The 11944-nt window shown below is 68.4% G+C and carries 11 protein-coding genes and 3 pseudogenes; 11 read left to right on the plus strand and 3 right to left on the minus strand.

Features of this window, described 5'->3' with window-relative positions; all coding sequences use genetic code 11:
- Nucleotides 1–33: 33 nt before the first annotated feature.
- Nucleotides 34–798, minus strand: coding sequence for a dienelactone hydrolase family protein (locus ACGFZA_RS13595; RefSeq protein WP_385272297.1), 765 nt, complete (start codon nt 796–798; stop codon nt 34–36).
- Nucleotides 799–1491: 693 nt separating this feature from the next.
- Between ACGFZA_RS13595 and ACGFZA_RS13600 the strand changes: the two genes are divergently transcribed.
- From ACGFZA_RS13600 to ACGFZA_RS13645, 10 genes and pseudogenes are all read left to right on the plus strand, one after another.
- Nucleotides 1492–2547, plus strand: a complete 1056-nt coding sequence (locus ACGFZA_RS13600) for a GDSL-type esterase/lipase family protein (protein WP_393679016.1) — start codon at nt 1492–1494, stop codon at nt 2545–2547.
- 572 nt (nt 2548–3119) lie between these two features.
- On the plus strand, nt 3120–3539 hold the full coding sequence (locus tag ACGFZA_RS13605; protein WP_393679682.1) for an HIT family protein: 420 nt from the start codon (nt 3120–3122) through the stop codon (nt 3537–3539).
- A gap of 162 nt (nt 3540–3701) precedes the next feature.
- A pseudogene (locus tag ACGFZA_RS13610) lies at nt 3702–3959 on the plus strand (transposase); the annotation flags it as partial.
- Nucleotides 3960–4011: 52 nt separating this feature from the next.
- Nucleotides 4012–4995 (plus strand): GNAT family N-acetyltransferase, encoded by a 984-nt coding sequence (locus tag ACGFZA_RS13615; protein WP_393679017.1) that lies wholly within the window; start codon nt 4012–4014, stop codon nt 4993–4995.
- 375 nt (nt 4996–5370) lie between these two features.
- Complete coding sequence (locus ACGFZA_RS13620) at nt 5371–6129, plus strand: hypothetical protein (RefSeq protein WP_393679684.1); 759 nt, start codon at nt 5371–5373, stop codon at nt 6127–6129.
- A 141-nt stretch (nt 6130–6270) separates the two neighbouring features.
- A pseudogene (locus tag ACGFZA_RS13625) lies at nt 6271–6507 on the plus strand (hypothetical protein); the annotation flags it as partial.
- Nucleotides 6508–6607: 100 nt separating this feature from the next.
- On the plus strand, nt 6608–6916 hold the full coding sequence (locus ACGFZA_RS13630) for a transposase family protein (protein ID WP_393679018.1): 309 nt from the start codon (nt 6608–6610) through the stop codon (nt 6914–6916).
- 88 nt (nt 6917–7004) lie between these two features.
- Nucleotides 7005–7250: a hypothetical protein gene (locus tag ACGFZA_RS13635; protein ID WP_393679019.1), complete on the plus strand. Its 246-nt coding sequence runs from the start codon at nt 7005–7007 to the stop codon at nt 7248–7250.
- Between the two features lie 797 nt (nt 7251–8047).
- Nucleotides 8048–8218, plus strand: a pseudogene (locus tag ACGFZA_RS13640) (IS5/IS1182 family transposase); the annotation flags it as partial.
- 134 nt (nt 8219–8352) lie between these two features.
- Nucleotides 8353–9249, plus strand: a complete 897-nt coding sequence (locus tag ACGFZA_RS13645; RefSeq protein ID WP_393679020.1) for an alpha/beta fold hydrolase — start codon at nt 8353–8355, stop codon at nt 9247–9249.
- 52 nt (nt 9250–9301) lie between these two features.
- Here ACGFZA_RS13645 and ACGFZA_RS13650 read toward each other — a convergent pair whose 3' ends face one another.
- Entirely contained in the window at nt 9302–9475 is a 174-nt protein-coding gene (locus ACGFZA_RS13650) for a hypothetical protein (RefSeq protein WP_393679021.1), read from the minus strand.
- Nucleotides 9476–9670: 195 nt separating this feature from the next.
- Nucleotides 9671–10237 carry a TetR/AcrR family transcriptional regulator gene (locus tag ACGFZA_RS13655; protein ID WP_385272277.1) on the minus strand — a complete coding sequence of 189 codons (567 nt, stop codon included), beginning with the start codon at nt 10235–10237 and terminating at the stop codon, nt 9671–9673.
- Between the two features lie 147 nt (nt 10238–10384).
- On the opposite strand from ACGFZA_RS13655, the gene ACGFZA_RS13660 reads away from it, so the two are divergent.
- Nucleotides 10385–11854 (plus strand): DHA2 family efflux MFS transporter permease subunit, encoded by a 1470-nt coding sequence (locus ACGFZA_RS13660; RefSeq protein WP_393679022.1) that lies wholly within the window; start codon nt 10385–10387, stop codon nt 11852–11854.
- The last annotated feature ends 90 nt before the right edge of the window (nt 11855–11944 follow it).

The following is an 11944-nucleotide window of genomic DNA, read 5'->3' on the forward strand; positions in this document are numbered from 1 at the left end:
GCCCTGGTCATAGGGAGCCGACGTTACGGCCAGTCAGCCCTTCACGGAAATCGAGCCAGAACCACCGCCCAGATCCTCCGTAACGGGCATGCACTCGGCGAGCAGGTCGACGACATCGCGCCAGGCTCGCTGCGCGTGCCGTGGGTGGTAGCCGACGCCGGGACGCACGGCATGCCCGACCGTCGGGTGGTGGAAGGCGTGCAGGGCGCCGCCGTAGACCGCGAGGCGCCAGTCGACCCCCGCGGCCTGCATCTCGGCGGTGAACGCGTCCCGCTGCGCGGGCGGCATGATCGGGTCTTCCGACCCGACCCCGGCCCACACCGGGCAGCGGATGCGCGCGGCCTCGCCCGGTCGGCCCGTGGTCAGTGCGTTGACTGTCCCGATCGCGCGCAGGCTGACGCCGTCCCGCCCGAGTTCCAGCCCGACGGCGCCCCCGGTGCCGTAGCCCACAGCGGCGATCCGGTCGGGGTCGGTCCGCGGTTCGCTGCGCAATACGTCGAGCGCAGCATGGCCGATGCCCCGCATCCGGTCGGGATCAGCAAGCAGCGGTAGGCAACGGGCCAGCATCTCCTCGGGGTCACCCAGATAGCGCCCGCCGTGGAGGTCGAAAGCCAGCGCTACATATCCCAGCTCGGCGAGAGCTTCGGCCCGGCGGCGCTCGACGTCGCTGAGCCCCGTGCCCTCTGGTCCGAGCAGCACCGCGGGCCGGCGGTCGACACCGGCTGGGAGTGCGAGGTGCCCGATCATCGTCAAACCGTCCGCCGGATACTCGACCGTGCGTGTCGTCATCGTCGTCATGAGACGGGACTGTAGTAAGCGACGAGCCACGTCCGGCCGGTGTTCAGCCGCTGGCAGAACACCGCAGAATATCCCTCTGCAATACGGCGAGGGCTCACGGGAACCGTCCCGAATCCCGTTTCCACGGCCACGCTCTCGGATCACACGCCCAGGCCGCGGTGTTGGAGGCTGACCCTCGAAGCCCGATTCCGGCGCATACCGACGCGCTCACGCGAAGGGCGCCACCAGCTCTGGTTCGCCTCACGGTTCAGGCGTCGCCCGGTCGAGGGCGGCGGAGATCAGGTCATGCCTGTGCAGCAACGGTATGAAGCCGACGTCGAGGTCGGGGCCGTACGCCTCGGGCTGGATGCCGCGTTCGTGGTTTGCTGTCCTCGCCGAACCGGTTGACGTGCTCGGCCAGGTACGGCGAGATGTCCGCCGGGTCGTCCGAGTCGGCCTCCCCCCTCCTCCAGCAACTGGCGGACGGTCTCCGCGATGTCCACCGCGTTTGCCAGGGCAGCACCGACGAACGCTCGCCGCTGGCGGTTCGGCCCCGGGATGGCGTTCCGGCAGCAACGAGGACGCGCTGTCCCCCGTCGCGATATTGACGTGTCAGCGCCAATCGTGACTTGATGAACGCAGCACCTGCATGGGAGCGCTCCCATGAACAGGCTCACCGCACTTCCGCTTCCGCCCCTTCGGGAAGGACAATCCGTGCGCAGCAGACGCCACCCCCTACTCGCCGCTCTACTGGCCACCCTGTTCGTTTTAGCCGCCGGCTTCGGCCTGACCGGCGCCCCGCCCGCCGCGGCCGCCACCGCGACCCCGGTCCGGATCATGCCGCTGGGCGACTCCATCACCGGCTCACCGGGCTGCTGGCGCTCCCTCCTCTGGGACCAACTACAGAAGGGCGGTTACACCGACATCGACTTCGTCGGCACACTGAACGCCCAGAGCTGCGCCCTCACGCACGACGCCGACAACGAAGGCCACGGCGGCTTCCTGGCCACCACCACCGCCGACCAGAACCTGCTGCCCGGATGGCTGGCGGCGACCGCGCCGGACATCGTTATCATGCACTTCGGTACCAACGACGTCTGGAGCAGCATCGCGCCGGACACCATCCTTGCCGCATACACCAAACTGGTCGGCCAGATGAGGGCCGCCAACCCGGCGATGAAGGTGCTGGTCGCTCAGCTGATCCCGGTCAATCCGAGCAGTTGCGCCGAGTGCGCCGCCCGGACCGTCGCCTTCAACCAGCGCATTCCGGCCTGGGCCCAGGGCATCACCACCGCACAGTCTCCGGTGACCGTCGTCGATCAGTGGACGGGCTTCGACACGGCCACCGACACCTACGACGGCGTCCACCCCAATGCTTCCGGCGACGCCAAGATGGCAGCCCGTTGGTACCCCGCGCTGTCGGCCCTGCTCACCCCGGGAGAGCCCGGAGAGCCGGGAGAACCCGGGAGCGGTGGCTGCTCGGCGGCCTTCCGGACGGTGTCAACGTGGCAGGGCGGCTACCAGGGTGAGGTGACGGTCACCAACGCCTCGTCCACGGCAGCGATCTCTTCATGGGCCGTGACCCTCGCGCTACCGGAAGGCAGCCGCCTCACCCAGGTCTGGAACGGCACACTGACCGGGGCGACGGTGCGCGACGCCGGGTGGAACGGCACGCTGACGCCTGGGGCGAGCACCACCTTCGGCTTTCTCGCCAGCACCTCGGACGGGGCGGGCACGCCATCGCTGACGGCCCTGTGCTCGGCATCCTGATCCCCTGCTTCTGCTAACAGGTCGCATGGCCGGATGCTTTGACGCCCGAGTGGGCGGCGAAGCATCCGGCTCCGCAGCACCTGTACGGCGCACGTGAGCGAAATATCCTTCAGCGCCCCGGGGCCCCTGGAGGTCGGCTTCGGCACTTCCGCCGCTTGCGCGAGCGCGGCCGTGAAGTCGGCGTCGCGGACGGCAGCCGCGATGACGAGCGTGGTCCGTCCGCGCCTGTCCCGTACTGACCCGTACTGACCCGTCGGAGTTCGGCCCGGGCGCATCGATCCAAGGTACGTCGCTCCGGGGTACAACGCGCGCCGTTCGGTATCGCCGTCTCCTTTTCCCGCCACCACCGCAATCTCACCAGCCGCAACGCCGGAACGTGGCGTCCGACTCGTTGAACGGTCGCAGATGCCCGCCGCAGGAGGAGAGTTGCGGGCGGGCCTCACCGTTCGGGATCATTCGTTCGTGTCGAATGGCGGGCCCGTACACGACCTTCCGGCCGGCTACAGGTTCCCGCCGGACCGCAGCACGGATCCGCAGGCTTCCCTGTCGTGGCTCTGGCAAGCTCGGACCGCATGGAATGCACCTTCTGCCGACTCATCCGGAACAACGACGCCCGGTGGGTGACACGCGGGCCTGTGGCCTGCGCGTTCGCGCCGCTGGATCCTCTCGCGCCAGGGCACACCCTGGTGATTCCCACGTCCCACCAGGCAGACATCTTCGACACTCCCCCGCAGGTCTTGGCGTGCACGATGGCGCTGGTCCAGCGCGTTGCCGAGACGATGCGGACCGTGTTGAGGGCCGGAGGCGTGAACATACTGAGCGCCAATGGGCCCGGCTCGGAGCAATCAGTACCCCATCTCCACTTCCACGTGGTTCCGCGCTGGCCGGACGACGCGTTCTCCACCTGGCCCGACCGACAGTCCCGTCACCAGATCGCCGGCGACCCGGTCGCGCAACTCGCCCAGGCCATGGCTGCCACCCACGCGACGTGACCACACACAGAGTGTGGGACGAGAACACCTGGTGCTGTGACCGGAAGGGTTCGCCGACTGGGAGCGGGCAATCAGTTGGAATGGGCCGGGCAGCCTGCGAAGACGTGGGGAGATCGCGCAGTGGCGATCGCCCTGCATGACTTCGGTGGTGAGCACTCGCTGATGCTCCATGCCGGTGAAGTCCGGCTCGGGCAGGCGCACTCGCACGTCCTGGTCCTGCCCGGCGTGCGCCTGGATGGCACCACGGGGCTGATCGCCCTGGCCGAGGGCCTGCAAGAGTCCACCGAGTCGTGGGCCGACCTGCTGGGCGGCTGCCGGACACGCTGTATGCACGACGCCGAACTGGTGGTCGGCGACGGCGCCATGGGCCTGTCGAGGGAGCTCGCCGGGGTGTTCCCTGCCGCGCGCCCGCAGAGGCGCCGGGTTCATGAACAGGTGGCGGATCTGCCTCAAAGTTCGAGATCATCCGATCATGTCGGATCACACGCCAGGACAGGACCTCCCAGCCGGCTTCGGGTTCCGGCCGTATCGGGGCGACGAGGACCACGGCCCCATGGTGGCGGTGCGGCTGGGATGCGTCGAACGGGACCGGGTCGACGCCCGTTCGGTTGTGGAAGGGCTCCCGACAGCGGCCGAGATCGCCGAGGCCTCTGTCAAGCTGGACGAGCCGTCCAAGGACCAGGTCCTGGTGGTACGCGACGGAGGCATCGTCGGCTACTCGACGATCCGGTGGTGGCAGGAGCGGGACGATACGTGGCTTTACCTGCACCGCGGTTACCTCTTGCCCGAGCATCGCGACCAGGGCATCGGGTCAGCCATGCTGAGCTGGGCCGAAGAGCGGATCCGCCGGCTCGTCGAAGACCATGGCACGGCGCGGACGGCAGTGATCGGTGCGAACGCCATGGTCTCCGAGCAGGACGCCACGGCGCTTCTGCTCTCAGCCGGCTACCGACGTGTCTTCAGTCTGGTCGAGCTGGAGCTGAGCGATCTGCAGCAGTTGCCCGAGCCGGGCAACGAACTCCCGGCCGGGATAAGGACAGGGCCGATCGGGACCAGCCACTACCGTGCGGCCTGGAGGACGGTCGTCGATTCGTATGCGGGCACCGGTTTCACTCAGAAATGGTCCTTCCAGGATTTCGTCGACACCGCCGAGCCGGCATGCTGGCGGGCTGCGTGGAACGGGAAGGACATGCTCGGCGTGGCCCTTTGCTCCATCCGCAGCCACGACCACACCGTGGGCGAGGTGGAAGAGCTGAGCGTCCGAACGGACCAGCGACGCCTCGGAATCGGCCGGATCCTGCTGCTGGAAGGGCTGCGAAGCCTTCGCGAGCAGGGTGCAATGACGGCCAGGCTGTACACGGGCACGGCAAATCCGCACCGGTCCTACGATCTTTACGAGAGCGTGGGGTTCCGGAGACAGAACGAGTATGTTCGTTACCGCAAGCCGCTCGCTTGATCGACCGGTCATTGGACTGTTCGGTCGGTCCACAGAATTTGACCATTCCTCGCGATCACCGGCGTCCACGTGGTGTCCCTGATCCGCTCCGGTGGCAGGGTCGAGAACGGCGTCCTGGTCGAGCGTGAGGAGCAGGCCGCGTGAGCATCCACGACATACTGCAGAGTGCGGACGAGCACGTCCGCTCCGCGGCCTGTCTCGGCAAGCTGCAGCAGGTCTGCTCTGCCGCTGATCCTGTGATCCGTCTCTGGGCAATCGCGAGCACTGCAAGAGTCGAGACGCTGCCATGCTGATGACAGTCGGGATCCTGACCCGGTAAATTAGCGATCTTCGGCCGGCGCAAGCTCCCGGAGTCCCCAAAGGCAAACGCCCATGATGAACCTCGATCAGCCCCGCGCACGACTTCGCCTCGACGCCGCGCTGGACGGCCTGGCCGTTACGTTCCGCGGGATGACCGCTCACCCCGACGAGTCCAACTGCGAGTGCCACTGGGGTAGCGCGGAAGACCTCGCGCAGCTCAAAGTGGCGGACTCGGAGCTGGACCTCGATCTCCTGCAGCGCACATGGCAGGCCATCGACTGGAGCGATCATGCATCCGTGCTGCGCCGGATCCTGCCCCAGTTCGCCTCTGCCCTCGTCAGCGGCCTCATCGAGCCCCTCTTCGGCACGGAGGAAGTCGGGCGTTCATTCGCTCTCGGCCACTGGCAGCAGTGGCCTGCCGAGCACGCCACTGCAGTGGAGGAATTCCTGCAGGCATGGTGGGCCTGCACCCTCACCGATCCGGATCCCGCCGTACCTGTGCATGACCTCCTCGTCCTTAGTGCCGAGGCAACGGGCACGCTGAGCCCGTGGCTCAACACCTGGCAAGCGCTGAGTGGCCCTGTGGCCGACCGACACCTGGCCGAAGCGGCAGCGCGCTGGGAGTACGAACTGCTCGGTGACCAACTTCCATGGCGGGCTTGGGAGAACGAGGAAGAGATGCGCGCCGAGCTGACTGCCTGGCTTGTCCGCCACACGCCTGGCCGGCTTCGTGCCTATGGCGCATCCGAGGATCTACTTCACCGGATACGCCTGCTCGGCGTTACCGGACCCGACCGCTGGGAGGACCCGCACTGGCCCGGTCACCGCTACTGACCCACCGAACCGCACACCTGTCCGCCTATCCAGGCACGTGGGCCCAAACAGGCCGCGTCACAGGATCTGCGGCAGAGCCGGAAGTGGTGATCGTCCCGGTCGGGCCGTGACATGAGAAGGACCGGGCGGGTTGGGTGAGTTGTGCAGCTGACCTGGGCCCGTGCGGCCTGTTCCCATCCTGCCTTGTCGGGTGTCTCCCGCGCACATTCGGCGAGTTGTTCGCCGAGCTCGCCAGAACGTGGGAAGCAGCCAGGCAGTCCACGCTGCGAGCAGCACGCGGCGGACAGCGCAAGCGGGCGGAAGGGGCCGGCCGCAAGCCCAAAGCTGGTCTTCTTCGACCGGCTGCTCGTCACCCTGGTCCACCTGCGACACCAGCTGCCGGACGAGGTCCTCGCCGAGCTCTTCGAGGTGGACCGCTCCACGGTCTCCGACGGCGATCCGGCAGCTCCGCCCGCTCCTGGCGGCCCGCGGCTTCGCGGTGCCCGACCGGCCCTGCCTGCGGCTCAAGACGCTGGAGGACGTCTTCGCCTATGCCGAAGCGGAAGGTGTCGAGATGCGGCTCGATGGGGCCGAGATGCAGGTCGGGCGCCCACAGGCCGGGCGTCCCGGACGCCGTGAGTTCGTCTCCGGCAAGCGCAGGCAGAACACCATCAAGACCACCACCTTCAGCGACGGCCAAGGCCGCATGCTGCTGTCCGGCGTGGTCCGCCCGGGCCGGATGCACGACCAGACCGCCGTCCGCACCGAGGGGGTATCGCCGAGCAGTTCCGCAACAGGCCAAGCGTGAAGGACAAGGTCGACTCCGGATACGCAGGGCCGGCCAAGGAGTTCCCCGGCCAGGTCAGCGCACCGCCCAGGAAGCCCAAGGACGAGGCATGCGAGGCGACAAGTACGCCTGGCACGAGACGCGGCGGCGGCAGTCCTCGGCCCGGATCTGCGTGGAACACACCAACGCTGAGCTCCGACAGCGGGCACCCCTTCGATGGTTCACCGGACGCCGCGACATCTATGCCGAAACGCAGCTCGCGATCGCCTCCCCGGTCTCTGACCGATCCGCACAGCGGGTCACCCGCCCAGAGACGAGCACCGAACTCGTCCTCATCCGCGACGTGACCTGCTGATCAACCACCAGCCGAACCGCCAGGCCGGCACGCCCGAATCTCAATTTTCCCCCAGGCCGAAAGGGCTGTCCCGATGCGGCCCCAACCGTATGACGTGGATCCCGAGGCCGTTCTCTCACTGGAGCGGCAACGCTGAAGAATCTCAATCCGGCCACCCGGCACGTTGTTGTCCGTCGGCCTGTGCGGTGGCGTCGGGCTCCCTTCCCCGAGGAGCTTCCCGGCGCGCCCGGCGGATTGGTGACGGGCCGTTCGGTTGAACTGGTCGACTCGGAGGCGTACAACCATGGCGCCGAGGGCCCCGGCGAGGCTCGATGTGCTCCACTTACTCGCGCCGACGGCCCTGCTTCCTCGCTCGCGGATCAGCAGGACCACCCCGGCGGGAATCCTGTTGGCTCTGCACCCTCCGCATGCGGTGCGTGATGCAGACTGTTTCGGCTCCTGCCTGTCTGCCACGGATGACTGGAGCACTGGGCAACCGACGGGAGTGAGAGAAGCTGACGCTCAACAACCGCCGAGGCGCGGCCCGGGTGTGAGAGCCGCCCGTGCGGCGGCATCCACGCGCAGACTGACGGTTTCGACGCTCACGAGAGGCCATCCTCGTGCCTACGCCTGCCGACTACCTCGCTCTGGCGCATGCCGAGAAGGACATCGTTGTGCTGAAGCGCCTTGCCCGATGCCCGTATCCCTTCGTCTGTGGCGCCTCTGTCCGTCCACGCCACCTGTTTCACCCGCGGTTGGCCCGCGGTTGGGCCATCGTGTCTGAGGCACCTCTCCGATCACTGCTGAGATGATCTTGGATCGCTGGTGTGATCGCCCCCTCGGAGCCGTCCGTGGCACCCGTTCGCCCGACCATTCGGGAAGTGGGCGACGGCCCGCGGCGCGAGGGTGCGGAGGTGGTCCGCGGGGATCGGGCATGGAGCCTGCCGCCGGAGGACCGGGCCCTGTTGGTCACGACCCACTGGCGCACGACCGGACCACACCTGACCGGACCGGACCGGACCGGACTCTGACTGGCGGAGCAGAGAGGTGAGCAGGAATGGCGCAGGTCACGCGCCAGATAAATGGGCGCGCTCCAGGGCCGATGCCATGGCAGGATTCATGTATGCCGAACGTTGTCGTGTCCCCCGAGGTATCCATCGCGTACGAGAGCTTCGGAGACCCCGGGGACCCACCCGTCCTGCTCGTGATGGGTTTCGGTGCACAGATGCTCGCCTGGCACGAGGACTTCTGCCAGGCGTTGGCGGACCGCGGCCGGTACGTGATCCGATACGACAACCGCGACTGCGGGCTGTCGACCAAGTTCGACGACCACCCCGTCGACATGGGCAAGTTCATCGCGACCGTCAGCGCGGGTGACATCCCCGCCGCCCTCGCGATGGTCCCCTACCGGCTGCGCGACATGGCTGACGACGGCCTCGGCCTGCTCGCCGCGCTCGGCATCGAACACGCCCATGTGGTCGGGACGTCGATGGGAGGAATGATCGCCCAGACGATGGCCCTCTCCTCCCCGGAGCGGGTCCTCACTTTGACGTCGATGATGTCCTCGACCGGCGAGAGTGAATACGGCACGTCCAGCGCGGAGGCCCAGGCGGTGCTGTTCGCTCCGAAGCCCGCCGACCGTGCGGGATACGTCGCAGCGGTGGAGAAGGAGTTGGCGTGGGCTTCCCGACGGTACGGAGACGCCGCGACGCTTCGTGAGCTGGCCACCCTGAGCTACGACCGCTCGTACTACCCCGCGGGGATCGGACGGCAGCTCGGCGCGATGATCCTCAGCGGCTCCCGCGCGGACGCCCTCCGCGAGCTGCGGGTACCGACGCTGGTGATCCACGGCTTGGACGACACTCTGATCGACCCCAGCGGTGGCAGGCGCACTGCGGAGCTCGTGCCTGATGCCGAGCTCCTGCTGATCCCCGACATGGGTCACGACCGCCCCCGGGAACTGTGGCCGCAGCTCATCGACGCCGTGGTGTCCCACACCGACCGAGCGGGTCGTCCGTAGCGCGCCTGCGGCCCACCAACGCCGGGCAAAGCGGAGTAAGGCGGAGAAAGGGTCACACCGTCGCCCAGCAGCCGACGAACATCCGGCACTCCCCCTCCACCAGCATGTCGTCATCGACAACGGCGCCACCGACACCCGACTCAGTCGTCGGCCGGCCCTGCCCGACAGCGGCGACAGCCGCCAGGCGTGACTGCTCAGGCGCGAAGGCCGCCTTCGGCTCGGCCATGAACGTCGCCGACGCGGACTCTCCGGACACCGGAATCGCAGTGACCCACCGAGGCCGTACGTGCGAGAAGTTGCCCGCCTGGTCACGCGACAGGCCTGACGGCTGGATGCCGGGACGGTCGGGCGCGTGCCGACGGGCACCCGACGCTGCCCGCGCCACCGCGCCCGATGGCCGGCCACGGGCACCGGGTTGAGGTCACAGCATGCGGTCGACCAGCCCGTCGATGTAGTCCGGGGCGAGCGGGACCATGCCGAACAAGACGCGGATGTACATCGGGGCCAGGATGTGGTCCAGCACCTCGGACGCGTCGGGTGCGTCCTCGCCACGATCGCGGGCGCGATCGAGCATGGCCTGCAGTTGGCGGGTGCGTTCGGCGCGGAGGGCGGCACCTGCCAGCAGGCCCTGTCGTCCGCTGCTCGACAGGGCGACGGCCAGGTGCAGCACCGCAGGACCGTCGGGTCCGGTGATCTCGCGTGCCACTTGGGCCGCGTACGTGCGCAGATCGCCGGCGAGGCTCCCGGTGTCCGGCATCGGGGACTGCGTATTGAGGCGGGTCAGCGCCACGTCGGTGAGCAGCGTTTCCAGGCTGCCCCATCGGCGGTAGATGCTGCTGTCGGCCACCTCTGCGCGCGCTGCGACCTCGCCGACGGTGAAGTTGCCGTAGCCGCGCTCGCTGATCAGGTCGGTGACGGCCTGGTGTACCTGCGCGCCGACGCGGGCGCTACGTCCTCCGGGCCGCCGGGCTCGCTCTCGCTCGTTCATACCCCCCACCTTAACGCAGTGGAGACTTGCGTTTGCGAGGCACCCTCCCTATAGTTTACTAACGCAGTCGCCGACTGCTTTAGGTTGTTCGGGCGTATCGCACCCACGTCGACCACGACCGCGCAACCAACGACTGAGGGGGATCTCATGACGCCATCGCATGCGACGACAGGCAGTCGACCAAACCGGGCCGTGCTGCTCACGGTGACTTGCCTGGGTCAATTCATGGTGCTGCTCGACAACACGATCGTCGGAGCGGCACTGCCCGACATGCAGCACCGATTGCACACTCAGCTGACCGGCCTGCAGTGGATCGTCGACGCGTACGTACTCCTGGTCGCCATGCTGCTGCTGTCCGGCGGCATCTTCGCCGACCGGTTCGGACGCAAACGGGTGTACCTGACCGGCGTGGCCGTCTTCACCGCAGCGTCGGTGCTGTGCAGCCTCGCGCCCTCGCTCGGCTGGCTGATCTTCGGCCGGGTGCTGCAGGGCATCGGCGCCGCGGCGCTGAGCCCCGCCTCGCTGGCCCTGCTCGCCGCCGCCTATCCCGTGCCGCAGGAACGGATCAAGGCGATCGGGCTGTGGGCCGGATTCAGCGGCATCGGTCTGGCCGCGGGCCCCGTGGCCGGCGGTGTGCTGACAGACGCCTTCGGCTGGCCCGCCATCTTCCTGGTCAATCTGCCCATCGGCGTGGCCCTCCTGCTAGTCGGTGTGCGCAGTCTTGAAGAGGCCCGCAATCCGAGCGCCCCCTCCATCGATGTCCCGGGGACGGTGCTGTCCGTGCTGGGGGTGGGGGCGCTGACCTACGGGCTGATCGAGGGTGGCGCCCGCGGCTGGACCTCGCCGGTCATCCTGGGCAGCTTCGCCGCCGCGGTGATCCTCCTCGCCGCCTTCATCGCCGTCGAAGCGCGCAGTTCCGCACCGATGCTGCCGCTGCGGCTGTTCCGCCAGCGCCTGTTCACCGTGTCCAACACCGCCATGGTCGTGGTGGGGTTCGCGCTGATGGGCTCGTCGTTCTTCTTCTCCCAGTTCTTCGTGTACGTCCAGGGCAGCTCGCTCCTGCGCGCCGGCCTGCAGACCCTGCCGCTGTCCCTCGCCATGGTGATCGTCAGCCCGTACGCGGGCCGGCTCGCCGCCCAACACGGCTTCCGCATCGTGGTCACCGCCGGCCTGGCCCTCGCCGGCCTGGGACTGCTGGCGCTCGGCACGGTGCACGCCGACACCGGCTACGGGCACGTGTGGTGGCGGCTGTCACTGGCCGGCATCGGCTTCGCACTGGTCATGTCCCCGCTGACAGGCGCCGCCATGCAAGCAGTCAGCCCGCAGGAGGGCGGCCTCGCATCAGGCATCAGCAGCACCACCAGGCAGATCGGCGCCGTGCTCGGTGTGGCGGTACTCGGGGCCGTCGTCCGCGCCCGCCAATCCGGCGGCGCCTCGTTCGAGGCCGGCCTCAACAGTGCCTTCCTCGCCGCCGGCATCGTCACCTTGGCCACCGCGGTGTTCACCGGCCTGTGGCTGGCGATGTCCCAGCCTGCGGAAGGCTCCGCGACGCTACGACACTCCCCCGGGCCGGATGCGGTCAACGCCTCGAACAAGGCACCTGCCAGGAGTCGTTGACAACAACAATCGTCTCGGAGGGGCGGCGTTCCGGTGAAGGCCCTCTGCCGGGACACCTCCCCCCACGCACCGAGATGACGCCCACCAGGT

Source organism: Streptomyces sp. NPDC048211 (assembly GCF_043202315.1).
Classification (GTDB): domain Bacteria; phylum Actinomycetota; class Actinomycetes; order Streptomycetales; family Streptomycetaceae; genus Streptomyces.

Bases quoted from the DNA above. Each gene is read 5' to 3' on its own strand.
- ACGFZA_RS13655 (WP_385272277.1), bottom strand. From the start codon at position 10,237: ATGAACGAGCGAGAGCGAGCCCGGCGGCCCGGAGGACGTAGCGCCCGC.
- ACGFZA_RS13615 (WP_393679017.1), top strand. From the start codon at position 4,012: ATGTCGGATCACACGCCAGGACAGGACCTCCCAGCCGGCTTCGGGTTC.
- ACGFZA_RS13635 (WP_393679019.1), top strand. From the start codon at position 7,005: ATGCGAGGCGACAAGTACGCCTGGCACGAGACGCGGCGGCGGCAGTCC.
- ACGFZA_RS13660 (WP_393679022.1), top strand. From the start codon at position 10,385: ATGACGCCATCGCATGCGACGACAGGCAGTCGACCAAACCGGGCCGTG.
- ACGFZA_RS13645 (WP_393679020.1), top strand. From the start codon at position 8,353: ATGCCGAACGTTGTCGTGTCCCCCGAGGTATCCATCGCGTACGAGAGC.
- ACGFZA_RS13620 (WP_393679684.1), top strand. From the start codon at position 5,371: ATGAACCTCGATCAGCCCCGCGCACGACTTCGCCTCGACGCCGCGCTG.
- ACGFZA_RS13595 (WP_385272297.1), bottom strand. From the start codon at position 798: ATGACGACGATGACGACACGCACGGTCGAGTATCCGGCGGACGGTTTG.
- ACGFZA_RS13605 (WP_393679682.1), top strand. From the start codon at position 3,120: ATGGAATGCACCTTCTGCCGACTCATCCGGAACAACGACGCCCGGTGG.
- ACGFZA_RS13650 (WP_393679021.1), bottom strand. From the start codon at position 9,475: ATGGCCGAGCCGAAGGCGGCCTTCGCGCCTGAGCAGTCACGCCTGGCG.